At 75.8% G+C, this 24,522-nt stretch carries 22 protein-coding genes and 1 pseudogene; 5 read left to right on the plus strand and 18 right to left on the minus strand.

Annotated elements, in window-relative coordinates; translation table 11 throughout:
- Positions 1-8: 8 nt before the first annotated feature.
- The 8 genes from EDD39_RS28905 to EDD39_RS28940 all read right to left on the minus strand — a co-directional run bounded on the left by EDD39_RS28905 (position 9) and on the right by EDD39_RS28940 (position 9,029).
- Positions 9-1,142, minus strand: a complete 1,134-nt coding sequence (locus tag EDD39_RS28905) for an FAD-dependent monooxygenase (RefSeq protein ID WP_123561699.1) — start codon at positions 1,140-1,142, stop codon at positions 9-11.
- A gap of 63 nt (positions 1,143-1,205) precedes the next feature.
- Positions 1,206-1,769, minus strand: a complete 564-nt coding sequence (locus EDD39_RS28910) for a GTP-binding protein (protein ID WP_123561702.1) — start codon at positions 1,767-1,769, stop codon at positions 1,206-1,208.
- A gap of 1 nt (position 1,770) precedes the next feature.
- Positions 1,771-2,127, minus strand: coding sequence for a DUF742 domain-containing protein (locus EDD39_RS28915; RefSeq protein ID WP_035956428.1), 357 nt, complete (start codon positions 2,125-2,127; stop codon positions 1,771-1,773).
- 65 nt (positions 2,128-2,192) lie between these two features.
- On the minus strand, positions 2,193-2,630 hold the full coding sequence (locus tag EDD39_RS28920; RefSeq protein WP_030462163.1) for a roadblock/LC7 domain-containing protein: 438 nt from the start codon (positions 2,628-2,630) through the stop codon (positions 2,193-2,195).
- A complete protein-coding gene (locus tag EDD39_RS28925) occupies positions 2,627-5,236 on the minus strand; it encodes a sensor histidine kinase (protein WP_244257340.1) in 2,610 nt (869 codons plus the stop codon). The genes EDD39_RS28920 and EDD39_RS28925 overlap by 4 nt, the downstream gene beginning before the upstream one ends.
- A gap of 315 nt (positions 5,237-5,551) precedes the next feature.
- Positions 5,552-6,442, minus strand: a complete 891-nt coding sequence (locus EDD39_RS28930; RefSeq protein WP_030462165.1) for an SDR family oxidoreductase — start codon at positions 6,440-6,442, stop codon at positions 5,552-5,554.
- Positions 6,439-7,482 carry an alpha/beta fold hydrolase gene (locus tag EDD39_RS28935; RefSeq protein ID WP_123561706.1) on the minus strand — a complete coding sequence of 348 codons (1,044 nt, stop codon included), beginning with the start codon at positions 7,480-7,482 and terminating at the stop codon, positions 6,439-6,441. The genes EDD39_RS28930 and EDD39_RS28935 overlap by 4 nt, the downstream gene beginning before the upstream one ends.
- Positions 7,479-9,029 carry a flavin-containing monooxygenase gene (locus EDD39_RS28940; RefSeq protein ID WP_244257341.1) on the minus strand — a complete coding sequence of 517 codons (1,551 nt, stop codon included), beginning with the start codon at positions 9,027-9,029 and terminating at the stop codon, positions 7,479-7,481. The genes EDD39_RS28935 and EDD39_RS28940 overlap by 4 nt, the downstream gene beginning before the upstream one ends.
- A 202-nt stretch (positions 9,030-9,231) precedes the next feature.
- Here EDD39_RS28940 and EDD39_RS28945 point away from each other — a divergent pair, with 202 nt between their 5' ends.
- Complete coding sequence (locus EDD39_RS28945; RefSeq protein ID WP_123561708.1) at positions 9,232-9,993, plus strand: MerR family transcriptional regulator; 762 nt, start codon at positions 9,232-9,234, stop codon at positions 9,991-9,993.
- A 103-nt stretch (positions 9,994-10,096) separates the two neighbouring features.
- Positions 10,097-10,750 (plus strand): annotated as a pseudogene (locus tag EDD39_RS42795) (inositol monophosphatase family protein); the annotation flags it as partial.
- A 177-nt stretch (positions 10,751-10,927) separates the two neighbouring features.
- Here the strand turns inward: EDD39_RS42795 and EDD39_RS28955 are convergent.
- From EDD39_RS28955 to EDD39_RS28965, 3 genes are read right to left on the minus strand one after another with little or no spacing between them, the layout of a single operon-like run.
- Complete coding sequence (locus EDD39_RS28955) at positions 10,928-11,653, minus strand: hypothetical protein (RefSeq protein WP_148089553.1); 726 nt, start codon at positions 11,651-11,653, stop codon at positions 10,928-10,930.
- A 9-nt stretch (positions 11,654-11,662) separates the two neighbouring features.
- Complete coding sequence (locus EDD39_RS28960; protein WP_425269770.1) at positions 11,663-13,210, minus strand: pyridoxal phosphate-dependent decarboxylase family protein; 1,548 nt, start codon at positions 13,208-13,210, stop codon at positions 11,663-11,665.
- 14 nt (positions 13,211-13,224) lie between these two features.
- Positions 13,225-14,601 (minus strand): diaminobutyrate--2-oxoglutarate transaminase family protein, encoded by a 1,377-nt coding sequence (locus EDD39_RS28965; protein ID WP_123561713.1) that lies wholly within the window; start codon positions 14,599-14,601, stop codon positions 13,225-13,227.
- A gap of 259 nt (positions 14,602-14,860) precedes the next feature.
- Between EDD39_RS28965 and EDD39_RS28970 the strand changes: the two genes are divergently transcribed.
- Positions 14,861-15,484, plus strand: a complete 624-nt coding sequence (locus EDD39_RS28970) for a class I SAM-dependent methyltransferase (protein WP_123561716.1) — start codon at positions 14,861-14,863, stop codon at positions 15,482-15,484.
- Positions 15,485-15,530: 46 nt separating this feature from the next.
- On the opposite strand, the gene EDD39_RS28975 is transcribed toward EDD39_RS28970, so the two are convergent.
- Positions 15,531-16,235: a response regulator gene (locus EDD39_RS28975; RefSeq protein WP_244257344.1), complete on the minus strand. Its 705-nt coding sequence runs from the start codon at positions 16,233-16,235 to the stop codon at positions 15,531-15,533.
- A complete protein-coding gene (locus EDD39_RS28980; protein WP_123561718.1) occupies positions 16,232-17,887 on the minus strand; it encodes a sensor histidine kinase in 1,656 nt (551 codons plus the stop codon). Before EDD39_RS28980 ends, EDD39_RS28975 begins: the two co-directional genes overlap by 4 nt.
- Positions 17,888-18,104: 217 nt before the next feature.
- Between EDD39_RS28980 and EDD39_RS28985 the strand changes: the two genes are divergently transcribed.
- Positions 18,105-19,496, plus strand: a complete 1,392-nt coding sequence (locus EDD39_RS28985) for a cation:dicarboxylate symporter family transporter (RefSeq protein ID WP_123561720.1) — start codon at positions 18,105-18,107, stop codon at positions 19,494-19,496.
- A 34-nt stretch (positions 19,497-19,530) separates the two neighbouring features.
- Here EDD39_RS28985 and EDD39_RS28990 read toward each other — a convergent pair whose 3' ends face one another.
- From EDD39_RS28990 to EDD39_RS29010, 5 genes are all read right to left on the minus strand, one after another.
- Entirely contained in the window at positions 19,531-19,956 is a 426-nt protein-coding gene (locus EDD39_RS28990; protein WP_123561722.1) for a hypothetical protein, read from the minus strand.
- A gap of 112 nt (positions 19,957-20,068) precedes the next feature.
- A complete protein-coding gene (locus EDD39_RS28995; protein WP_123561724.1) occupies positions 20,069-20,476 on the minus strand; it encodes a hypothetical protein in 408 nt (135 codons plus the stop codon).
- On the minus strand, positions 20,473-21,033 hold the full coding sequence (locus EDD39_RS29000; protein ID WP_123561726.1) for a hypothetical protein: 561 nt from the start codon (positions 21,031-21,033) through the stop codon (positions 20,473-20,475). The genes EDD39_RS28995 and EDD39_RS29000 overlap by 4 nt, the downstream gene beginning before the upstream one ends.
- A 58-nt stretch (positions 21,034-21,091) precedes the next feature.
- Entirely contained in the window at positions 21,092-21,796 is a 705-nt protein-coding gene (locus EDD39_RS29005) for a response regulator (RefSeq protein WP_123561728.1), read from the minus strand.
- Entirely contained in the window at positions 21,793-22,947 is a 1,155-nt protein-coding gene (locus EDD39_RS29010; RefSeq protein WP_123561730.1) for a sensor histidine kinase, read from the minus strand. Before EDD39_RS29010 ends, EDD39_RS29005 begins: the two co-directional genes overlap by 4 nt.
- A gap of 202 nt (positions 22,948-23,149) precedes the next feature.
- On the opposite strand from EDD39_RS29010, the gene EDD39_RS41495 reads away from it, so the two are divergent.
- The gene (locus EDD39_RS41495; protein ID WP_244257345.1) at positions 23,150-24,460 is read left to right on the plus strand and encodes a DUF2306 domain-containing protein; all 1,311 of its coding nucleotides are present in this window, start codon (positions 23,150-23,152) and stop codon (positions 24,458-24,460) included.
- Positions 24,461-24,522: the final 62 nt, after the last annotated feature.

Raw genomic sequence — 24,522 nt, forward strand, 5'->3', positions numbered from 1 at the left:
ACGGTGCGTCAGTACGGCTTGACCAGCACGTGGGCGGCGCCCGGGATGCCGATCTCCAGCAGCTCGTCCTCCTCGGGGGTGGTCGCGGTGCCGGTCTCCTGCTTGAGGACGGCCCGGGACAGCGACTGGACGAACATCGCGCGCGGGCGGCGGCGGGCCTCCCAGGCGGCCAGCGCGGCCGGGACGTCCGCGGCCGCGTCCAGCTCCTGGGCCAGCACCAGGGCGTCCTCGACGGCCATCGCGGCGCCCTGCGCCAGGTGCGGGGTGGAGGCGTGCGCGGCGTCGCCGGCCAGCACCACCCGGCCGACGTGCCAGGGCTCCTCGACGGTGACCTGGGAGATCCGCGAGTACACCACGGCGGCCGGGTCGGTGACGTGGGTGAGCGCCTCGGCGACCGGGCCGGCGAAGCCGGCCAGCCGCTCGGCGAGCTGCTCGTGGGCCCGCTCCGGGTCCGGGCGGAAGTCCTCGGCCTCGGCGAACACCGCGCCCAGGTACATGAGTTCGGGGGTGATCGGGGTGAGCAGCGCCTTCGCGGCCCGGTTGCCGGTGCTCATCACCACGCCCTGCACCTCGTCCTGCCGGGGCACGGTGACCCGCCAGTTGGCGAAGCCGGTGTACTCGGGGCGGTGGCGGTCGCCGTACAGGCGGGTGCGCAGCGGCGAGCCGATGCCGTCGAAGCCGACCACCAGGTCCCAGCGGCCGGTGGAGCCGTCGGACAGCGTGACGTCCACGCCCTCGCCGTCGTCGGCGAGTTCGGCGATGGTGGTGCCGAAGCGGACGGTCGCGCCGGCCTCGGCGGCGGCCCGGCCGAGCACCTCGGCCAGCGCCGGGCGGGGGATGCCGTTGTTGGCGGGGGCGCCGTCCATCCGGGGCTGCGGGATCTTCGCCAGCGGGTTGCCGGCCGGGTCGCAGATGGTCAGCACCTCCCACTCGAAGCCGACCTCCAGGCACTGCTCCAGCACGCCGAGTTCGCGCATCACGTGCAGCGCGTTGGAGGGCTGGATGATGCCGACGCCGAGCGCGTCGAGCTGCTCGCGGAGCTCGGCCACCTCGACGGTGTGGCCGCGCCGGGCCAGGGCGACCGCGAGGCTGAGGCCGCCGATGCCGCCGCCGTGGACGAGGACGCGCAGGGGTGTTGCCATGGTCTCTCCGTGGGTTCGGGGGACGGCCCGGGCGGGGGCGCGGGCCGTGCGGGTGCCGCGGGGTCAGCCGACGGGCATCGCCATCAGGTGGTCGACCAGGGCCAGCAGGGCGTCCCGGCCGAACGAGCGCTCGCGGACGTCGCCGACCAGCATCGGCACGTGCGGGTCGAGGTCGAGGGCGGCCCGGATCTCGGCGTCGCTGCGGGTGTTGACGCCGTGGAAGCAGTTGATCGCGACCACGAACGGGATGCCGCGGCTCTCGAAGAAGTCGATCGAGGCGAAGCTGGTCTCCAGCCGGCGGGTGTCGGCGATGACGACGCCGCCGAGCGCCCCGTTGACCAGGTCGTTCCACATGAACCAGAACCGCTCCTGGCCGGGCGTGCCGAACAGGTACACCACCAGTTCGGGGCTGACGGTGATCCGGCCGAAGTCCAGGGCGACGGTGGTGGTGGTCTTCTGGTCGACGCCGGACAGGTCGTCCACGCCGACGCTGGCGGTGGTCAGGTACTCCTCGGTGCGCAGCGGCGCGACCTCGCTGACCGCGCCGACCAGGGTGGTCTTGCCGACGCCGAAGCCGCCGGCGATCAGGATCTTGACCGCGGCTGCGGCGGCCGGGGTGCTGGTCATCTCAAAGCCTCCTCAGGCCCTCACGTACGGCGGCCAGCAGGCCGCGGTCGGCGCCGCCCGCGGCCCGGGCCACCGAGATCGGGGCCCGGGCCGTCAGGAGGCCCTGCGCGACGAGGTCGCCGAGCAGGATCTTGGTGACCGAGACCGGCAGGTCGAGGTCGGCGGCGACCTCGGCCACCGCGGCCGGGGTCCGGCACCGGTCGATGATGATCCGGTGCTCGGGCTGCAGCCGGGCGGGCCGGACCGGCGCGCCGTAGGCGTCGACCGGGGCCGGCACGCTGGTGAGCAGGGTGATCAGGGTGAAGTCGTCGCGCTCGGGCGCGGTGCGGCCGCGGGTGATCGTGTACGGCCGCACCATGCTGTCGGCGCCGTCGTCCCCGTCCTCGTAGCCGTACTCGTACTCGTCGTCCCAGGGCAGGGCGTTCACGCGCGTTGCCCGCTGCGGACCCCGAACGCGTCGAAGTCGCCGCGCTGCGGGGTGCTGAGCTTCTGGCCGACCTGCTGGACCAGGTTGTGCATGGCCAGCGACATCACCTCGGCGTCGACGTCCTGCGAGGCGATCACGGCCAGGTGGGTGCCCGAGCCGGCCGCGATGACGAACAGCCAGAGGTCGGCGAGTTCGACGATCACCTGGTGCACCGGGCCGCCCGCGAACAGCTGGCCCACGCCGCGGGCCAGGCTCTGCTGGCCGGTGGCGACGGCCGCGAGGCGCTCGGCGTCGGAGCGGTCGATGCTGCGGGAGTGGCCGACCACGAGGCCGTCGTCGGAGAGCAGCACGGCGTTCTTGGTGCCGGCCACCGAGTCCACCAAGCCGTCCAGCAGCCAGTCGAGATCCTGGTGGGTGGCGGTAGTGCGCGTCATGACCGGTCTTCTCCCGTCGGGGTGTGGTTGTTGTTCCAGCCGTCGGCCGGGCCCGTCCGCCCCTCGGTGCCGCCGGCGGTGTCGGCGGTCGGGGGGACCTGGCCGCCGCGCGCCTCGCGGGAGCGCCGCTGGAACGCCCCGATCGCTGCTCCGGCCCGTCGGGGGGCCGGTCGGAACAGCGGGTTCTCGTCCCAACGGGGCGGCGCGGGCGCTTCCTTGGGGGCGGCGGGGTCGATCCGCAGCTCGTCGGCCAGGCTGGCCTGGCGGATCCGGCGCGGCAGCGGGGGTTCGCCGCCGGGCGGCGGGTACGCCGACGCCGGGAACGGGGCGGGGGCTTCCTGGTGCCCGGCGGGCGGCGGCCACGCACCGGCCGCGGCGGGCTCGGGGTGGTGCCCGGCGGGCAGCGCGTACGGGGTGGGCGCGGGCTGCAGCGGCAGGATCGCGTCGGGGAACGGCTGCTCGTGGCCGGTCGCCGGGTACGGCTCGTAGCCGGCCGCCGGGTGCTCCCCGTGCGGTGCGCCCAGCTGCTCGTACTGCGGGTACGGGTCCCCGGCGGGGTACGGGGCGGCGGGGGCGTACGGGTCCACGGCGGGTGCCTCCTCGACCGCCGACGGCAGGCTGTACGACACCGAGACCGGTTCGGACCCGGCGGTGAGGGCGGTGACACCGGCCAGGGCCTGGCCGCGGTTGCGGGTCGGCAGGCCGCCGACCGGCTGGGCGGGGACGATGGTGGGCCGGGCGTTCGGGTCGGGGACGATCAGTTCCTCGGGGACGAGCACCACGACCCGGGTGCCGCCGAACGCGGACTGGCGGAACTCGACCCGCAGGCCGTGCTGTTCGGCGAGCCGGGAGACGACGTAGAAGCCGAGCCGGATGTCGTTGCCGCGGGCGAGCACGTCGGCGCGGGGCGGGCGGGCCATCATCTCGTTGGCGCCCTCGATCTGGTCCTCCTCCATGCCCAGGCCGCGGTCCTCGACCTCGATGGCGACGCCCCGGCTGACCCGGCCGGCCCGGACCTCGACCGGGTTCGGCGGGCGGGAGAAGGTCAGCGCGTTCTCGATCAGCTCGGCGAGCACGTGGGCGACCGGGCCGACGGCCCGCTCGGAGATCCACGGGCTGCCCTCCAGGTCGATGCTGACCCGCTGGTAGTCCTGCACCTCGCCCTGGGCGGAGCGCATCACGTCCAGCAGCGGGACGGGCTTGCGCCAGCGCCGGTGCGGGGCGCCGCCGGCCAGGATGACCAGGTTCTCCTCGTAGCGGCGCAGGCGCGCGGTGAGGTGGTCGAGGTCGAACAGGCCCTCCAGGAACTCCGGGTCCTCGTGGCGGCGTTCGAGCTCGTCGAGCTTCTTGAGCTGCTGGCCGATCAGCTGCTGGGTGCGGCGGGCGATCCGCTGGAGCAGCCGCTCGTAGGCGCGGTGCTGCTCGGCCTGGGCGACGGCGGACTGCACCGCGCTGGCCCGGGCCTGGTTGAACGCCTCGGCCAGCTTGGCGAGTTCGTCGCCGGTGCGGCCCCACGGGTCGGGGGCGACGGCCCGGGCGTGCTCCTCCGGGTCGACCTGTTCGCCGTTGCCGAGCCGTTCGACGACGGCGGGCAGCGTGGTCTGGAGGTCCTCGGCCTGCTCCTGGAGCCGGCCGATCCGGCGGCGCAGGGTGCGGGTGATCCGCCAGGAGGTGACGGCGACCACGATGACGGCGATCAGGCCGATGACGGTGGTCAGGACCAGCCGGACGGCGAGCGAGATGATGCTGCTCTTGCCGTGGTCGACGACGTAGTTGGTGCGGTACTCGAGCAGGTCGACGAGCTGCGGGTTGAGCGCGTCGACGGCCTGCCGCCAGGCGCTCTGGTCCCCGGTGAGGGCGATCCGGCCGTTGCGGTCGGCGGCGGCGGGCCTGAGCAGCTGCTGCTCGACGTCGCCTTTGGCCTTCCAGGCGGAACTGCCGTTGATCTGCTTCCACTTGGCGGCCTGGTCGGCGGGCAGGTAGGGCGCGACCTTGGTGCCGAACTGGAAGTCCTGTTCGGCGACGGCCTGCCGCAGCTGCTGGTAGTCCTCGGCGCTCAGGCTGCCGGTGGGCCAGCCGCGGGCCAGCAGGGCGTCCGAGCGGGAGATCATCTCCTTGCCCCAGAACAGGTCGACCAGCGGCGCGGAGATGGTGGTCATCTGCCCGTTGTCGACGTGGCTGAGCGCGGCGAACAGCTTGAGGTCGACCGCGATCAGGTCGGTGTAGTAGCCGTAGACCGCGGCCTGCTGCTGCTCGCTGCCGCTGTCGACCAGGGCGCGCTGGGCGGGCAGTTGGTTGATGGACTGCCGGGCCAGTCCGACGGCTTCCTTGACTTCGTCCGGGGCGTCGGAGGCGGCCACGTCGGACGCCTTCTGGAAGTCGCGGATGGCCTGGTCGGTCTTGGCGCGCTGGCTGCGCAGCGCGTCGGTGACCCCGCTGTGGGTGGCGAGGACGTCGGCGCTCAGGCGCCGCTCCTCCTGCAGGTTGTAGTAGACGATGTTGGACGGCTGGCCGGCCTCCTGCGCGAGCAGGCCCTGGGCCGCCTGGCGCTGGAAGTCCAACAGGAGCTGTCCGCTGGTGACGGCCCACAGGGCGGCCAGCGCCACACTGGGGACGATCGCCAGGACGAGCAGGGTCGCGCGGAGCGAGAGCCGGCCCGTTCTGATCCGCCGAGACGCGCGCGTGCGCAGGGCATTCTCCTTGGGGACGACACCAGTCGTTCACAACTGGCCGAATCTGACAGGACTCTGACGGACGGATACTAGTCACACGGTATAAGGACATGAAAAACCGCTGCCCAGTCCCGGTGCCCCGGCGGCCCCGGACGGTGCCCGGACGACACCGGGCGGTGCCCGGGAACGCCGGACGGACCGCCGGCTCCCCTCCAGGGCCGACGGTCCGTCCGGTCTCGCAGCGCCGGGTCAGGCCGGCCGGCCCTCCCGGGCCGCCTGGTCCGCCTGCCCGCCCGCGCCGACCGGGCCCAGCCGGGTCGCGGCGGTGGCCTTCAACTCGGGCGCCAGCCGGGCCACGTCGCGGGAGCCGACCAGCGCGATCAGGCCGGGCAGGAAGCCGCGGACCGGCTGCATGCCGCGCAGCCAGGCCTGCGCGTAGACGTGCGCGGAGCGGCGGGCCAGCCCGGCCACCAGGCGGTCGACGGCGGGGCCGATCGGGTAGGTCTTGTTGGCGGGCCAGGGCAGCTTGGCCCGCATCTGCCGCAGCACGGCGTCCTGGTCGGCGCCCCGGACCATGTCGGTGTCGGTCCAGCTCAGGTAGCCGACGCCGACCTTGACGCCCTGGTGGGCGACCTCGGCGCGCAGCGCGTGCGCGAAGGACTCGACGCCCGCCTTGGAGGCGCAGTACGCGGACATCAGCGGGGCCGGGGTCAGCGCGGCCAGCGAGGCGATCTGCAGCAGGTAGCCGCGGCTCTCGGCGAGCGCGGGCAGGAAGGCCCGGGCGGTGGCGACCGAGCCGAGCAGGTTGACCTCGACCACCCGGGTCCAGGCCCGGTGGTCGCTGTCCTGCATCGGGCCGCCGAGCGCGATGCCCGCGTTGGCGACCACGGCGTCGATCCGCCCGTACCGGTCCTTGATCCGGTTCGCGGTCTCGGTGAGCGCGTCCAGGTCGGTGACGTCGGCCTCCCAGGCGGAGGCGTGCTCGCCGCACTGGGCGGCGACCGCCTTCAGCTCGGCGGGCTCCAGGCCGACCAGCGCGACCTTGGCGCCGCGTTCGGAGAGCTTGCGGGCCATCAGCGCGCCGAGGCCGCGGGCGGCTCCGGTGATGACGACGACCTGCGAGGACAGCGGCGGGGTCATGCGGTCTCCTCCAGCGGTGCGGCGACGGCCCGCGGTTCGGCGGCGGTCGGGGACTCTGCGGCAACCAGGGGCACCGCGACGGACCGGGGCTCTTCGGCGGCTGACGGTCCAACAGATGACGGTTCGGCCGCTGACGGCTCGGCGGCCAGGGCGGCGACCCGGCGGATCTCGGCGGCGACCTCGGCGGGCCGCTCGACCGGGCTCATGTGGCCGGCGCCGGGCAGTTCGAGCAGGCCGCGCGGGTCGGCCAGGGCGGCGGCGATCCGGCGGGCGTGCACCGGCGGGGTGAGCTTGTCGTGGCTGCCCGCGATCACCGCGGTGGGGGCGGCGAGCCGGGCCAGGCCGTCGTGCACGTCGAGGGTGTCGAGCACCACCGACCAGCGGAAGCGGACCTGCGCCGGGCAGGCGTGCACCACCTGCGCGCACGCCTCGACCCGGTCGGCGGGGGTGGCCGGGCCCATGGTGGCGTACTTGAGGGCGGCCCGGGTCAGCCCGGTGACCGGGCCGAGCGGGAGCCGGGAGCGCAGGATCTGCCGGTGCAGGAAGCGGCGCAGGCCCCTGGCCCGGACGGCGGGCGGCAGCACGGTCAGTTCGGCGATCAGCTCGCCGGGGCCGGTGTTGACCAGCACGTTGGCGGCGGTGCGCCCGGCGACGGCGGGACGCCCGCCGGCCGCCATGATGGTCATGCCGCCCATGCTGTGGCCGACCAGCACGGCGCGCCGCCCGTCGGGGACGGTCGCGGTGAGCACCGCCTCCAGGTCCTCGGCGAGCTTGGCGGTGGCGTACCCGTCGGCGCCCGCGGGGGCGGGGCTGCGGCCGTGGCCGCGCTGGTCGTAGGCGACCACCCGGAAGTCGGCGGCCAGCCGGTTGACCACCGGCGCCCAGAACGCGGTGGAGCAGGTCCAGCCGTGGGCGAGCACGACCAGCGGCGCGCCGTCGGGCCCGTACTCCTCGACGTTGAGCTCGGCGCCGTCGGCGGAGCGGACGGTGCGCACGGCCGCCGGGTCGGGCAGCACGCAGTCGGCGGGGATGCGGCTCATGCGGACACGACCTCCACGGGCTTGGGGGCGGTTCGTTTGATCAGCTCGTACTCGGCGAGGTCGACGTGCCGGGTGGCGCGGCGGAAGGCGCTGGTGGAGCCGGGCCACAGCACGGTGTTCTTCCCGCTCTCCTCCAGGTACCAGCTGCGGCAGCCGCCGGTGGTCCACACGGTGCGGCCCATCTTGTGCTGGAGCTCCAGGTTCCACTGGCGCTGGGCGCGCTCGGTGGGCTGCATGGCGGTGGCGCCGAGCGAGTCGAGGGTGGTGAGCGCGTCGACCAGGTAGTTCAGCTGGGACTCGATCATCAGGATCATCGAGCTGTTGCCGAGCCCGGTGTTCGGGCCGATCAGGAAGAACAGGTTCGGGAAGCCGCGCACGGTCGAGCCGCGCAGCGCCTCCATGCCGTCCTTCCAGCTCTCGGCCAGCGAGGTGCCGCCGATGCCGAAGACCCGCTCGGCGATCGGCAGGTCGGTGACGTGGAAGCCGGTGCCGAAGACGATCGCGTCGACCTCGTGCTCGCTGCCGTCCGCGCCGACCAGGGTCGAGCCGCGCAGCTCGCGCAGGCCGCCGGGGACCACCTCGGTGTTGGGGGCGGCGAGCGCCGGGTAGTAGGTGTTGCTGAGCAGGATCCGCTTGCAGCCGATCCGGTAGTCGGGGGTGAGGGTGGCGCGCAGTCCCGGGTCGGCGACGGCCCGGTGCATGTGCCGCAGCGCGACCTGCTGGACCAGCTTCAGCAGCTGCGGGCGGCGGACGAACGCGTCGACCTGCAGCTCGCGCATGGCGAACAGCCCGGCCCGGCGCAGCAGTCCGGTCGGCGGGAGCTTGGCGTGCAGCCACTTCTCCGCGCCGCTCACCTCGCGGTCGGCGCGCGGCAGGACCCAGGCGGGGGTGCGCTGGAAGACCGTCAGACTGCCGACGGTCGGCTGGATCGCCGGGATGATCTGGGCGGCGGAGGCGCCGGTGCCGACCACGGCGACGCGCTTGCCCGCCAGGTCGTAGTCGTGGTCCCAGCGGGAGGAGTGGAAGACCTTGCCGGGGAAGGCGTCCAGGCCGGGCAGGTCGGGGATCTGCGGGTCGGCCAGCGGTCCGGCGGCGGAGACCACGGCGTCGGCGGTCCAGCTGCCGGCCGCGGTGGTGACCCGCCAGCGGGTGTGCTCCTCCTCCCAGCGCAGCTCGGTGACCTCGGCGCCGAAGCGCAGGTGCGGGCGCAGGCCGAAGGTGTCGGCGATCCGCTCCAGGTAGGCGCGGATGTCGGGCTGGCCGGAGAACACCCGGGGCCACTCGGGGTTGGGCGCGAACGAGAACGAGTACAGGTGCGAGGGCACGTCGCAGGCGCAGCCCGGGTAGGAGTTGTCGCGCCAGGTGCCGCCGACCGAGTCCGCGCGCTCCAGGATCACGAAGTCGGTGATGCCGGCCCGGCGCAGGCGGACGCCGGCGCCGAGGCCGCCGAAGCCGGAGCCGATGACGGCGGCCCGGACGTGCGGGACGGCCCGCTCCGGCCCGGGGTCGGTGCCGGGCGCGGGGGGCTTCTTGCTGCGGGCTGCCATGGGCGGGCCTCCTGGCGAGGGTGGGGGCGCTGGCTGGGGGCGGGGCGGGTGGCACCGATGCTGCCAGTAATCACTGGCGCGTTTGGCAGAGTAGCCCTTGTTGACACCGAGTGGAATAGCGCGGGACGTCGCTGTTTCCGCGCCGCCCGGCGGCCGGGGGTCGTCCGGCGTCGCGCCCGACGGGAATCGCCGGACAACCCCTATGCTGACCGGCGTGGCGGAGATCGAACAGGATCACGAGCGGCCCCGCGCCTACCGCGTCGCCGAGCTCGCCGAGGCGGCCGGCGTCAGCGTGCGCACCGTCCGCTTCTACCGCGAGCGCCGGCTGCTCCAGCCGCCCCGCAAGGAGGGCCGGATCGCCTGGTACGGCGAGGAGCACCTGGCCCGGCTGCGGCTGATCGCCGAACTGCTGGAGCGCGGCCACGCGCTGGGCGGCATCGCCGAGCTGATCGGCGCCGGCGAGGACGGCCGGGACGTCGCCGAACTGATCGGCCTGCAGGCCGCGCTGGTGGCCCCCTGGTCGGACGAGACGCCCGTCCACCTCGGCTGGGACGAGCTGCGCGCGGCGTTCGGCGACCAGCTCACCGAGGCCAACACCGCCGAGTCCGTCGCCCAGGGCTACATCACCGTCCGCCCCGACGGCATCACCCACGTCAGCCGCCGCCTGATGGACGCCACCGTCGCGCTGGTCGACGAGGGCGTGCCGCTGGCCGCCGTGCTGGCCGTCAGCCGGCGGGCCGCCGAGTACGCGGACGCGATGGCCGACCTGTTCGTCGCCCTGATCCGCGACCAGCTGCTCGGCGCGCTCACCCGGGTCCAGGACCTCACCCCCGCCGAGGCGGCCCGGCTCACCGAGCTGGTCCAGCGCGTCCGCCCGCTCGCCCGGGCCGTCAACGACGCCCAGTTCACCCTCGCCATGGACCGCCGGGTGCGCGCCGAGTACGGCGGCCCGACCGCCCCGTGAGCCGCCCCGGCGCCCCGGCACCGTCCCGCACGTCACCTGCGCACCGTCCGCACCACCACGGCATGGGAGAGTGGGAGGCGGTGAAGGGAGCACGGGCGTGTTGATGGAGAAGGTCACCGAGATCCTCGTGGAGGCATCGGCGGAGGCGGTCGAGCCGAGGTTCCGGGCTCTGGCCGAGGGCGAGGTGATGGAGAAGGCCCCCGGCGAGATCGTCACCGTCGCCGACCGGGAGGCCGAGCGGATCATCGCCCGGCGCCTGCGCGAGCTGCTCCCGGTGCCCGTCGTCGGCGAGGAGGCCGTCGCCGCCGACCCGGACCTGGCCCTCGCCCTGGCGACCGAACCCGCCGCCTGGCTGGTCGACCCGGTCGACGGCACCCGCAACTTCGTCGCCGGCAGCCCCTCCTACGCGGTGATGGCCTCGCTGGTCCGCCGGGGCGAGACCGTCGCCGCCTGGATCTGGCAGCCCTGCGCCCGCACCGCGTACACCGCCGAACTCGGCTCCGGCGCCTGGCGCGACGGGGAGCGGCTCACCCTGGGGAAGGCCACCACCGCCCCCGAGAAGTGGACCGGCATCCTCAAGACCCGCTACTTCGCCCCGCCCACCGGCCACCGCCTGCTCGCCAACACCCTCGCCCTCGGTCCCCTCGACCCCGGCCGCGGCGCCGCGGGCATCGAGTACCCCCTGGTCGCCACCGGCGAGCACGACTTCCTGCTGTACTGGCGCACCCTCCCCTGGGACCACGCCCCCGGCTCCCTCCTGGTCACCGAGGCCGGCGGCCGCAGCGCCCGCTTCGACGGCACCCCCTACCACCCCGAGGCCCCGGCGGCCCCAACGGCCTCCTCGTCGCCACCGACCCCGACCAGTGGGAGACCCTCCGGGGGATCCTGCTGGAAGGCGTCTGAGCCACCCGGGGCCGGAGCGCGGGGGCGGCCGTCAGGAGACCGTCGGCTGCGGGCTCATCGCGCGCTCGTACATCTTCTCCTCGGCCCGCTTGAGCAGGTCGGCGGCCTTCTTCCGGGACGCCTCCTCGGCCTTGTCGAGCGCACCCGGGTAGTCCGCGGACATCCCCGCGCCCGCGCCGTAGTCGACCTCGACCGTCAGGCTCAGGTTCCCGTCGCAGACGCCCGACTTGAGGGTCAGCTGGTCGACCGGCCCGGGGATGGTGTCGGTGAGCGGGTGCCGGACCGACAGCCGGTAGGCCTCCTGGCCGAGCCCCCCGGGGTCGGTCGTCTCGTACTTCCGGGTCTCGTCCGGCTTGGGGCCGCCGATCGGGGACCTGGCGATGTTTTCCTCGACCTCCAGCCAGTGGCAGCCGTGGGCCTCCTCGAAGATCGTCGCGTCGATGCTGACCCGCCAGTCCTCCGTGTCCGGGCCGCCGTCGTAGCTGCAACTGAGCGACGTGGACGGGTCGCTCGGGATGCCCTCGCTGGTCACCGGTATGGAGTCCCGCAGCTTCCCGGGCAGGCCGGGGTCGCCCACCGCCGCGCAGAGGTCGGGGACCAGGCGGTACCAGCCGACCTGTTTCGCCTTGCCGCCGCCGCTGCCGCTGCTGTCACCCCCGCCGCCACTGCCGCCGCCGGTGCAGGCGGTGAGGAACAGGAGGCCGGCCGCCACCAGGGCGGCCGGTCCGGTACGGGAGGTCAGGCTCCGACTCGTCACGGCGTCAGGCTAGTGCGGCGGCCGCGCGCGTTCACCGGTTTTCGGGTCCTTGCCCCCGTCGCGCGTGCTCGCCCCGGCTTCGACCACCGCCCGCAGCAGGGCGGCCAGTTGCTCCTGCGTGGTGTGCGGGTTGAGCAGGGTGAGTTTGAGCCGGACCCGGCCCGGGCCGTGGCCGGGGAGTTCGGTGCGGCCGACGACGGCGCGGCCGGTGCGGAGCAGGTGGCGGCGGAGTTCGGCGTTGACGCGGTCGCTGTCGGCGGGGTCGGGGACGGCGTAGCGGAAGACCACGGTGGTCAGGACGGGGTCGCAGTGGAGTTCCAACTCGGGCGCGGCGCGGACGAGTTGCGCTGCCTGCCGGGCGGCGAGGTGGCAGCGGTCGACCAGGGCGCCGAGGCCGTCGCGGCCCAGGACCCGCAGGGTGACGGCGAGTTTGAAGGCGTCGGGGCGGCGGGTGGTGCGCAGGGACTGGCCGAGCAGGCTGGGGTAGCCGGCGGCTTCGTCGTCGGCGGGGTTGAGGTAGACCGCGCGGCGGGCGAGCGAGGCGTAGGTGCGGGCTTCGCGGGCCAGGAAGACGCCGGTGGCGGCGGGTTGCCAGCCGAGTTTGTGCCAGTCGAGGGAGACCGAGTCGGCGCGGTCGAGGCCGTCGAGCAGCGGGGCGAGCCGCCGGGAGAGGAGCGCCCCGCCGCCGTAGGCCGCGTCGACGTGCAGCCAGGTGCCGTGGCGGGCGGCGAGGTCGGCGATCTCGGGGAGCGGGTCGATCGCCCCGGTGTCGGTGGTGCCGGCGGTGGCGACCACCGCGATGGGGGTGGCGCCTTCCCAGCCCGCTTCGACGAAGGCGTCGGCCAGCGCACCGGCGTCCATCCGCAGGTCGCGGTCGACGGGGACGGTGCGGACGGCGCGTTCGCCGAGGCCGAGCAGGGCGGCGGCGCGCTGGACGGAGAAGTGGGCGGCTTCGGAGGCCAGGATCCGGGGGCGGACGCCCGCCGGCAGGCCGTTGAGTTCGACGTCCGGGCCGAGGCGCCGGTCGCGGGCCAGCATCAGGCCCATCAGGTTGGACTCGGTGCCGCCGGTGGTGAGGACGCCGGCCGCCCGGGCGGGGTCGAAGCCGACCAACTCGGCCATCTCGGCGAGCAGTTCGCTCTCCAGGGCGGTGGCGGCGGGGGCCTGGTCCCAGGAGTCCTGGGACGGGTTGAGGGCGCTGACCGCGAGGTCGGCGGCGACCGCGACGGCCAGCGGCGGGCAGTGCAGGTGCGCGGCGCACGCCGGGTCGGCCGGGTCGGCCGCGCCGTGCGCCAGCACTTCGGCCAGGGCGCCGAGCGCGGCCGGCCCGTGCGCACCGGCGAGCGCTTCGCGCACCTGCGCGGCGAGTTGCTCCGGCGTCCCGGCCGGGATCGGCCCGCCGCGCCGGGCCGCGCCGGCCGCGAGCCCGGCCAGCACGTCGGCGATCAGCGGCCGCAGCGCTTCCGGTCCGGCGGCTCCGCCGGAGAGTGCGGCCGCTGCTTCCGGGTGCTGCCCGTCCATCGTCCCGCCCCTGGTCGATATCTGATCTGTCGTCATGTCTGTTGTTCTGCTCACTGGTTGCTTCCCCCCGGCTGTCGCGCGGCGGACTCGACGGCGTCGCAGAGGCGGTCGAGGACGGCCTCGGCCTGCTCGTCGGTGATGGTGAGCGGGGGGAGCAGGCGCAGGACGGCGTCGTGGCGGCCGCCGAGTTCGACGATCAGGCCGCGGGCGAGGCAGGCTTCGCGGACCCGGACGGCGAAGGCGTGGTCGGCGGGGTGGGCGCCGCAGCTGTCGGGTTCGCCGGCGGGGTCGACGAGTTCGACGCCGAGCATCAGGCCGCGGCCGCGGACGTCGCCGATCTGCGGGAGGCGGTCGCGGGCGCCGTCGAGGCGGGCGGTGATCCGGGCGCCGACGGTCTCGGCGCGGGCGACCAGTCCGTTGGCGGCGATGTGGCGGAGGGTGGAGGCGCCGGCGGCCATGGCGAGGGTGTTGCCGCGGAAGGTGCCGGTGTGGGCGCCGGGCTGCCAGCCGTCGTACTCGTCGCGGTAGACCACGACGGCGAGCGGGAGGCTGCCGCCGATGGCCTTGGAGAGGACCATCGCGTCGGGTTCGATGCCGCTGTGCTCGACGGCCCACATCCGTCCGGTGCGGCCGACGCCGGTCTGCACCTCGTCGAGGATCAGCGGGATGCCGCGTTCGGCGGTGATCCGGCGCATCTCGCGCAGCCAGTCGTCGGGGGCGGGGACGACGCCGCCCTCGCCCTGGACGGCCTCCAGGATCATCGCGGCGGGCGGCAGCACGCCCCCGGAGGGGTCGTCGAGGAGGCGTTCGGTGTAGGCGGCGGCGAGCTGCGCGCCGCGGTCGCCGCCGACGCCGAACGGGCAGCGGTAGGCGTACGGGTAGGGCAGCCGGGTGACTTCGCCGCCGCTGGGCAGCGGGGCCTTGACGGCGGTGTTGCCGGTGACGGCGAGGGCGCCGGCGGTCATGCCGTGGTAGGCGCCGGTGAAGGCGAGGGCGCCGCGGCGGCCGGTGGCGGTCTGCATGAGCTTGAGGGCGGCCTCGACGGCGTCGGTGCCGGCCGGGCCGCAGAAGTGGATCCGGGACCTGGCGGCGAACTTCTCCGGGAGGCTCTCCAGCAGGGCGGTGGTGAAGTCGTCCTTCTCGGCGGTGGCGAGGTCGAGCAGGTGCAGCGGGGCGCCGCTGTCCAGGGTGCGGCGGATCGCGTCGAGCACCACGGGGTGGTTGTGGCCGAGCGCGAGGGTGCCGGCGCCGGAGAGGCAGTCGAGGTAGCGGCGGCCGTCGGCGCCCTCGACCGTCATGCCGTTCGCGCGCACCGGGACGATCGGGAAGGACCGGGCGTAGGTGCGGGCGGCCGATTCGCGGATGCGCTGGCGGCGCAGGATCGCGTCGCCGGCCGGTGCGGCGGGGGTGCCGACGGTGAGGGTCACAGCAGGAGCTCCCTTGCGAAGTTAGGTAAGCCTAACTTTATCTCCGGGCGGTTCGGGGTGGACGCCACCAGGCCCGTTGATCACCCGTCCGGGTGAGCCCGCCGCCCCCGGATCACCCGTCCGGCCCCGGTGCTCCCCCGCCCGGCCCCCTTCGGCCCCGCCCGGCGCCCCCGCCTCCCCCAACGAGCCGGACCGCCGCCGGTCACGGCCGCCGCCCGGCCCGCCCGGCCCGGACGGCCGCCCAAGTACCCTCCCCTCCATGGACACTTCGCCGACCCCGCGGTCCGCCGCCCACTCCCGCGAACTGGCCGAGACCCGCGCCTTCTTCGCCGAACGCGCCGCCCGCTGGGACGGCAAGTACCCGGACGACAGCCCGCGCTACGCCGCCGCGATCGGCGACACCGGCCTGGCCCCGGGGCAGTTCGTGATCGACGCGGGCTGCGGCACCGGCCGGGCGCTGCCGCTGCTGCGGGCCGCCGTCGGCCCGGCCGGCACCGTGCTGGGCGTCGACCTGACGCCCGAGATGCTCGAACAGGCCACCGCCCACCGGGACGCGGCCGCGCTGCTGCTGGCCGACTGCACCCGGCTGCCGCTGCCCGACGCGGTCGCCGACCTGGTGTTCGGCGCGGGCCTGGTCTCGCACCTGCCCGGCCCGGCCGCCGGACTGCGCGAACTCGCCCGGGTCACCCGCCCCGGCGGCCGGCTCGCGCTCTTCCACCCGCTCGGCCGGGCCGCGCTCGCCGCCCGCAAGGGCCGCCCGCTCACCCCCGACGACCTGCGCGCCCGCGAGCACCTCTTCCCGCTGCTGGCCGCCAGCGGCTGGGCCCCGCTCTCCTACACCGACGAACCGGACCGCTACCTGGTGCTCGCCGAACGCACCTGAACCCGGTCACCGCCCCGGCCACCCGGCCGCCCCGGCCGCCCCCGGCTCAGTCGCCGCTCCACCGGTAGCCCAGCTCGGGGCGGCCGACCTGGCCGTAGCGCGGCTCGCGGGTGGCGTGGCCGGTGCCGACCAGGTGCTCCAGGTAGCGGCGGGCGGTGATCCGGGAGACCCCGGTGGCCTCGCCGGCGGCGCCCGCCGAGAGGCCGCCGGGGGCGGCGCGCAGCGCGGCGGCCAGGGTGTCGAGGGTGTCGGCGGACAGGCCCTTGGGGAGGCTGCTGCGGTCGCTGCCGCGCAGCAGGGCGAGCGCCCGGTCCACCTCGTCCTGCCCGAGCGCCTGCCCGGGGCGGTCCAGGTTGGCCCGGTAGCGGGCGTACTGGCGCAGCCGGTCGCCGAGCGCGGCGGCGCCGAACGGCTTGAGCAGGTACTGGACGACGCCCGCGCTGACGGCCTGCCGGACCATGGCGAGGTCGCGGGCGGAGGTGACGGCGATGACGTCGGCGCCGTGCCCGGCGGCCCGCAGCGCGGCGCACAGGTGCAGGCCGTGGCCGTCGGGCAGGTAGAGGTCGAGCAGCACCAGGTCGACGGGGGCGCCCGCGGTGCGGGTGCGTTCGAGGGCGCGGACCGCCTCGGCCCGGGAGTGGGCGACGGCGGCGACGGCGAAGCCGGGGGTGCGGGCGACGTAGCGGGCGTGCGCGTCGGCGGCGACCGGGTCGTCCTCGACCACCAGGACGCGGATCGGCTCTCCGGTCACCGGGCGCCCACCTCCGCGCGCTGCAGCGGCAGCCGGACGGTGAGCACCGCGCCGCCGGACCGGCCGTCGTGCTCTCCGCCGCTGCCGCCACCGTCGCCGCCGAGCCGGACGTCACCGCCGTTGCGGCGGGCGGTCTGGGCGACCAGGGCGAGGCCGAGGCCGCGGCCGTGCTGCTTGGTGGTCCAGCCGCGCCGGAAGACGTCCTCGGCGGCGGCCGGGTCGACGCCGGGGCCGGTGTCGGCGACCCGCAGCAGCAGGTGACCGTCGTCGGTGCGGGCCGTGACGTGGACCTCGGGGGCGGCGTGGGCGGCGTTCTCGATGGCGGCGTCCATGGCGTTGTCGATCAGGTTGCCGAGCAGGGTGACCAGGTCGCGCGGGGTGAGCCGGTCGGGCAGCACGCCGTCGTCGATCCGGCTGTCCGCGGTGAGGTGGAGGTCGACGCCGCGTTCGGCGGCCTGGGCGGCCTTGCCGAGCAGCAGGGCGGCGAGCACGGGTTCGCCGACGGCGCCGACCACCTGGTCGGTGAGCCGCTGGGCGAGGGCGAGTTCGGCGGTGGCGAACTCCACCGCCTCCCGGTGGCGGCCGAGTTCGATCAGCGAGACCACCGCGTGCAGCCGGTTGGCGGCCTCGTGGGCCTGCGCGTCGAGGGCCGCGGCGATGCCCTTGACGTTGTCCAACTCGCCGGTGAGGCCCTGGAGTTCGGTGTGGTCGCGGAGGGTGACCACGGTGCCGAGGCCGGGCCCGACCGGGGAGGTGTTGAGCAGCACGACGTGCTCGGCGGTCAGGTGCACCTCGTCCCGGACGGGTGCGGCGCTCTCCAGCGCGCGGGTGAGCGACTCCGGCAGGCCGAGCTGACGCACCGTCAGGCCGTCGACCTCGCCGGCCGGTTGGAGGAGCCGGCGGGCGGCGTCGTTGCACAGCAGCACCCGGTGCTCGCGGTCGAGCAGCAGCAGGCCCTCGCGGACCGAGTGCAGCGTCGCCTGGTGGTAGTCGTACAGGTGGGCGAGCTGTTCGGCGTCCATGCCGTGGGTGTGCCGGCGCAGCCGGGCGGCGAGCAGGTAGCTGGCGGCGGCGCCGAGGGCGAGGGCGCTGCCGGCCACGCCGATCAGGGCGAGCAGCGGGGTGCGCAGCCGGGCGGTGATGTTGTCGACGGTGATGCCGGCGCTGACCAGGGCGACCACCCGGTGCTGCCCGTCCAGGACGGGGGTGACCACCCGGACGGACGGGCCGAGGGTGCCGGTGTACGTCTCGTGCTGGGTGCGGCCGGCCCGGGCCTGGTCGGTGTGGCCGAGGAAGGGGCGGCCGATCCGGGCCGGGTCGGGGTGGGTCCAGCGGGTGCCGTCGGGGTCCATCACGGTGATGAAGTCGACGCCGGTGTCGGCCCGGACCTGCTCGGCGTACGGCTGCAGGACGGTGCTGTGGTCGGGCCGGGCGGCGGCCTCCCGGACGGTGGGGGTGTCGGCGACGGCGAGGGCGACGGCGGTGGCCTGCCGGAGCGCGGCGTCCTCGGCGCGCTGGGCGGTGAACAGGTAGGCCAGGACGGCGCCGCCCGCGACCACGGCCGCGACGATCACGACCTGCACGGCGAGCAGCCGGCCGGCCAGGCTGCGCCGGCGGCGGGGTGGCGGCGGCGGGCTGCTGGTCGGGTGCATGCCGACCAGTGTGCACTCCGGGGGGCGGTGCGCCGAAGGCCGGGGAGCGGCGCGGGCCGGCGGGCCCGGCCGGTCCGCCGTCGCGGCGTGAACGCTATGAACGCAAGCGTGCCCCGGTCGCGGGCCGGGCCGATAGTCGTGCGCAGCCCGCCACCCACGGGCCCGGCGCCCTTCCCCCGGGGGTGCCCACCGAGCCTACGGCGAAGGAGCCGCACGCATGCAGCCGACCCAGCACGAGACGCCGCCCCGGTCGGCCCGGGCCGACCGCACCCACTACCTGTACCTGGCGGTGATCGCCGCGGTGGTCGCGGGCGTGGTGGTCGGGTTGGCCGCGCCCGGGTTCGCGGTGGAGCTGAAGCCGGTGGGCACCGGGTTCGTCAACCTGATCAAGATGATGATCTCCCCGGTGATCTTCTGCACCATCGTGCTGGGCGTCGGCTCGGTGACCAGGGCGGCGAAAGTCGGCCGGGTCGGCGGCCTGGCGCTCGGCTACTTCCTGCTGACCTCGACGGTCGCGCTGGGCATCGGCCTGCTGGTGGGCAACCTGCTGGAGCCCGGCAGCGGGCTGCACCTGACCGCGGCGCTGGCCAAGTCGGGCCACGCGCAGGCCGCGGCGGGCGCGGAGTCCACCACCGAGTTCCTGCTCGGGACGATCCCGACCACCCTGGTGTCGGCGCTGACCGCGGGCCAGGTGCTGCAGACCCTGCTGGTGGCGCTGCTGGTCGGCTTCGCGCTGCAGGCGATGGGCGGGGCCGGGGCGCCGGTGCTGCGCGGCGTGGAGCACCTGCAGAAGCTGGTGTTCAAGGTGATGTCGATGATCATGTGGGTGGCGCCGGTCGGCGCGTTCGGCGCGATGGCGGCGGTGGTCGGGGCGACCGGCACGGCCGCGCTGAAGAGCCTCGCGGTGATCATGATCGGCTTCTACGTCACCTGCGTGCTGTTCGTGGTCGTGGTGCTGGGCCTGCTGCTGCGGCTGGCCGCCGGGGTGAACGTGTTCGCCCTGTTGCGCTACCTCGGCCGGGAGTTCCTGCTGATCCTGTCCACCTCCTCCTCGGAGAGCGCGCTGCCCCGGCTGATCGCCAAGATGGAGCACCTCGGGGTGAGCCGCCCGGTGGTCGGCATCACGGTGCCCACCGGCTACAGCTTCAACCTGGACGGCACCGCGATCTACCTCACCATGGCGTCGATCTTCGTCTCCGAGGCGATGGACAAGCCGATGTCGCTGGGCGAGCAGCTCTCGCTGCTGCTGTTCATGGTGCTCGCCTCCAAGGGCGCGGCGGGCGTGACCGGCGCGGGCCTGGCCACCCTGGCCGGCGGCCTGCAGTCGCACAAGCCGGCCCTGGTCGACGGCGTCGGCCTGATCGTCGGCATCGACCGCTTCATGTCCGAGGCCCGCGCGCTCACCAACTTCGCGGGCAACGCGGTCGCCACCGTCCTGATCGGCCACTGGACGGGCGAACTCGACCGCACCCGGCTGACCGCCGTCCTCTCCGGCGCGCTCCCCTACGACGAGAGCGCCACCGCCGAGCCCGGCGCCGCCGACCTGCCCGCCCAGCCCGGCGCCCCGGCCGCGGAGCAGCCCGCCGGGACCGCCGGGACCGCCGAGTAGCCTGCCGGGCCCGCCGAGTGGCCCGCCGGGCCCGTCACCGGTTCCTGAGCCACTCGAAGTACGGCGGGCCGAACGGCCAGCGCGGCATCGGCTCGCAGTCCGGCTCCACCCCCGCCGGGACGTCCGCCAGGCCGCCCATGCCGTACGCGTACAGCGCGCCGAGCCCGTACCCGACCAGCAGCAGCACCGGCCACAGCCACCAGGCGCTGCCGGTCCGGCGGGCCAGCGGGGCGGCGAGCAGCAGCATCAGGGCCACGCAGATGCCCGCCAGCACCGTCTTGGTGAGCAGCCGGCCCGGCAGCGCCTCGTGGTCCTGCACCAGGCACCAGTGCCAGGCGTCGTCCGAGGCGCCGCTCCCGCGGAGCGCCGCCCAGATGCCGGCGCACACCGCCAGCGGCACCCAGGCGCAGCCGTTCGCCGGGGTGCGCCAACCCCGCCAGGACCCTATCCCCGTGCCCATCGGACCTCCGCTCGTGTGGTGATCAACAACCTTCACGCGGGCGGGGGTTCGGCGGTTCCGGGAGCGGTTCCTGGAGCGGGTGCGGTTCCGGGTGCCGGCGGGGGCGGGCCGGTCAGGCGGGTTCGGGGGTGGTGCCGGAGAGGGCCCAGGCGAGGCCGGTGGCGGGGTCCTCCAGGGCGAGGTGGAGGTGGCGGAGGTCGTCGGCGGGTTCGGTCCAGGCGAGGCAGTGCAGCCGGGCGACCAGGGCTTCGGTGCGGGGGCGGGAGGGGGTGGCGGCGCCGTCCATCGCGGTGAGCAGCTGCCAGACGGCGAGCCGTCCCTGGGCGGTGCCGCGGTCGGGGCGGGCGGAGGCGAGGTGGACCAGGGCGGGGTAGAGGGCGGCGAACGGGAGCCGGCCGCCGGTGACCTCGGGGCCGCCGGCCAGTTGGGCGGCGGCGTCGGCGGCGCGGCCGCGGACGCAGACGGCGGTGGTCCAGTCGGCCAGTGCGGCGAGTGCGGCGGTGGCCGGGAGGCCGGTCAACCGGCTTCCGGGGTTGGGGAGTTCGAGGACGGCGAGCCCTTCGCGGGTGGGCGGGGCGAGGTGCAGGGCGCGCCGGGCGCCGCCGCCGGGCAGGTACTCGCGGACCCGGGTGTCGCGCTCCCAGCCGCCCTCCTCCAGGGCTGCAGCCGGTACGGCACCCCGGCCGGGTCGAGGTCGGCGCCGGGGTCCTCGCCGAGCAGGGCGCGGGTGTGGACGGCGAGCCGGCGGATCGGGGGCGGCAGCGGGAGGGCGTCCAGGACGGCCCGGGGGTGGCGGGTGGCGAGCACCTCCCAGAGCGGTCCGGCGTCGTGGTCGGCGGCGGTCGCGGGGGCGCCGGGCCCGCCGTCGGGGTCGAACAGCCGGGCGGCGAGGGCGGCGGGCGCGCCGTACGCGAGCAGGTGGCCGAGCGGGCCGGAGAGCGGGTCGCCGAGGGCCCTGGCGAGCCGGAAGCGTTCCAGCAGTTCGTCCCACCGGCCCTGTTCGGCGAGCCGCCGCCCGGAGGGGCCCCACCCGTAGCGCTCCGGCCGCCCGGCCCCCGGCCCGTTCTCCACGATCATCCGGTCAATGTACGACCGTACCGGCGCGTTCCCCTGACACCCCGTCAGTGGCGGAGTGTCACGGAAGGCCGGGCCCGGCCGACCGGTACGGCTGCGGGCCCATCAGCCCGTGCCGGTACGCGGCGGCCACCGCCTGCGAGCGGTCGCGCGCGCCGAGCTTGCCGAGGATCCGTTTGACGTGCGTCTTCACGGTGGACTCGGCGAGGTGCAGGAGCGCGGCGATCTCCTCGTTGGGGTGCCCGTCGGCGGCCAGCCGCAGCACCTCCCGCTCGCGGGCGGTGAGCGCCGCCAGCGGGCCGCCGGCGTCCGGCGGCGGCTGCGGGGCGGGGGCGGCCAGCAGGTGGCCGAGCAGGTCCCGGGTGACGGCCGGGTCGAGGACGGCCTCGCCCGCGGCCACGGCGTGCACCGCGTCGATCAGCCGCTCCGGCGAGGCCCGCTTGAGCAGGAACCCGGCCGCCCCGGCCCGCAGCGCGCCCCACACGTACTCGTCGTGCCGGAAGGTGGTCAGCACCAGCACCCGCACGCCCGTCCCGGCCAGCCGCCGGGTCGCCTCGATGCCGTCGCAGCCGGGCATCCGGACGTCCATCAGGACCACGTCGGGCCGCAGGGCGCGGGCGAGTTCGACGGCCCGCAGGCCGTCCTCGGCCCGGGCGACCACCTCGATCCGGTCGGCGGTCTCCAGCACCACGGCGAGCCCGGCGCGCAGCAGCGGGTCGTCGTCGGCGATCAGCACCCGGACCGGACCGGCGGTCGGGGCGCTCACCGCTGCGGCCCGGCGGGGAGGGTGACCCGGACCAGGAAGCCGCCGTCCGGGCCCGGCCCGTGCTCGGCGGTGCCGTGCAGGCGGGCGGCGCGCTCGGCGATGCCGGTCAGGCCGCGGCCGGGGCGGTGGCCGGGCGGCGGGCCGGAGCCGTCGTCGGCGACCTCCACCACGGTGACGCCGTCCTGCCGCACCACCCGGACGGCGGCGTGCCCGGCGCCGGAGTGCCGCAGCGCGTTGGTCAGCGCCTCCTGGACCACCCGGTAGGCGCAGCGGTCCTGCTCGGCGGGCAGCGACGGGGTGTCGCGGTGCAGGTCGACGGCCAACCCGGCCCGGTCCATCCGCTCGGCCAGGTAGGGGAGTTGGTCGAGGCCCGGCTCGACGGCCGGTGCGCCGTCCGGGTGCTGGGGCGCGGCGCCGCGCAACAGGCCCAGCACCCGGTCGAGTTCGCCGAGCGCGTCGTTGCCGGTCCGCTCGACCTCCAGCAGCAGTTCGCGGCTGCGCCCGGGGGTGCGGTCGAGCAGCCGCCGGGCGGCGCCGGCCTGCACCAGCATCAGGTTCAGCGAGTGGCCGACCAGGTCGTGCACCTCGCGGGCGATCCTGGTCCGCTCCTCGGCGAGCAACTCGGCCCGGACCCGCCGCCGTTCGACCGCCTGCGCGGCCAGCCGGTGCGCGTCCGTCCAGCCGTACGTCCACACCGCCAGCCACAGCGCGAGGAGGCCCACCGGCATCACCACCTCGACGTCCTGCCCGGCGAAGTACCCCACCACTCCCGCCACCACCAGCGGCGGCCCCCACCCGGCCCGGCCGCGGCCCCCGTACCGGCCCGCGGCGTACGCGCCCAGCAGGTTGGCGTACGGCGAGACCGGGCTCGGCGAGACCAGCTGCGCCTCGACGATCAGCGCCAGCGTCGCCACCAGGTAGGCGGCCATCGGGGCGCGGCGGCGGAGGGCCACGGGGAGGGCCAGCAGGACGGTCAGGGCCAGCGCGACCGGCATCCGGTCGCCGATCCGGGCCGCCGCCCCCAGCCGTTCGACCAGCATCGCCACGCCCAGCACGACGGCGGGCGCGGCGTCCGCGACCGGGGCCGGGAGCCGGTCCAACCAGCGGGCGAGCACGGGGAGTCCGAGCCGGTCGGCGACGGTGAGCAGCATCGTGCGGTGTCCTCGGTGCTGGTGGGCGGGTACCGGGCCGAACCCCCGGCGGCCGGGCAGAACCTACCCGAACCGGCCCGTCCCCGACCCCGGCGTCCACCGGTCTCGGGGACGGAGCAGGGTCGCTACCCCCGCTGGGGTACGCCGGCCGCCCCCGCCGGGGGGACGCCGCGGGCCGCGGCCGCTCCGTAGCGTCCCCGGCATGACACCCCACCGCCCCTCCCCGGCCGAACCTGCCGCGCCGACCGAACCGCCCGCGCCCGCCGGACCGTTCGCCCCCTCCGAGATCCCCCCGCCGACCGAACTTCCCACGCCTGCCGGACGATCCGCCCCCGCCGAACCTGCCGCGCCGACCGAACCGCCCGCGCCCGCCGGACCGTTCGCCCCCGCCGAGATACCCCCGCCGACCGAACTTCCCACGCCTGCCGGACGATCCGCCCCCGCCGAACCTGCCACCCCTGCCGAACCGCCCACGCCCGCCGGACGGTCCGGCGTCCTGCACCGGGCCGGCCGGACCGCCGTCGCCGTCCTCGCGCTGCTGGTCGCCGCCGTCTCCGCCCGCTACTTCACCCTCGACCCCGACACCTTCCTCGTCGACCAGCGCACCGTCTACCTCGCCCACCTCGCCCCGCTGCTGCTGCACATCGGCGGCGGCGTCACCGCGCTCGTCGTCGGCCTGCCCCAGTTCCTCCCAGGTCTGCGCGCCCGCCACCCCGCCGTGCACCGCTGGACCGGCCGCCTCTACGTCCTGGCCGCCGCCGCGACCGGCCTCGGCGGCCTGCTGATCGCCCCGCACGGCCTCCACCCGCCCGTCGCCCCGCTCGGCTTCACCGTCCTCGCCCTGCTCACCCTCACCACCACCGCCCTCGGCCTGCACCACGCCCGCCACGGCCGCGTCCCCGCTCACCGCCGCTGGATGCTCCGCTCCTACGCCCTGATGTTCACCGCCGTCACCTTCCGCCTCTGGCTCCTCCTGCTCGCCCTCACCCCCTCTCCCCCGCCGCCGTCTACGCCTCCGGCGCCTGGGCCTCCTGGCTCCTCGACCTGGCCGTCGCCGAACGCCTGCTGCGCCGCCACTCCCGAAAAGTTGAACGCGTTCAGTTTTCCTGACAGGGTGTTCCCGCACGGCCCGCTCCCCGACCGACCGGCGCGGGCCCGGAACGGGAGGTGCCCGGTGGCGGGCGGAGACAGGCGACGCGGGTGGGCGGCGGCCCTCGGCGGCCCGGCGGTGGCACTGGCCGCCCTGACGGCGTGCGCCGACCCCTTCCAGTACTACGAGGGCACGGGCGCCCACGACACCATGGCGGCCGACCTCGCCGGCGGCTGGCAGCACGCCGCCGGCGCCGCCGTGCTGCTCCGCCAGGACGGCACGGCCCTGCTCACGGAGCTCGACGGGCAGGACTTCGACTTCGACGACGGCTGGCGCCTCTCCGGCACCGGCACCTGGCAGCTGACCGACCGCCAGGGCGGCCAGGTCGTCCGGCTCGCCCTGACCGCCCGGACCGGGGTCTAGCACCGCTCCCCCGCCCGGCCGCCGCCACCGCGTCCCCGGCCCCGCCCCCGGCGGCGTACGCG

The organism is Kitasatospora cineracea (assembly GCF_003751605.1).
In the GTDB taxonomy this organism is placed as follows: Bacteria; Actinomycetota; Actinomycetes; order Streptomycetales; family Streptomycetaceae; genus Kitasatospora; species Kitasatospora cineracea.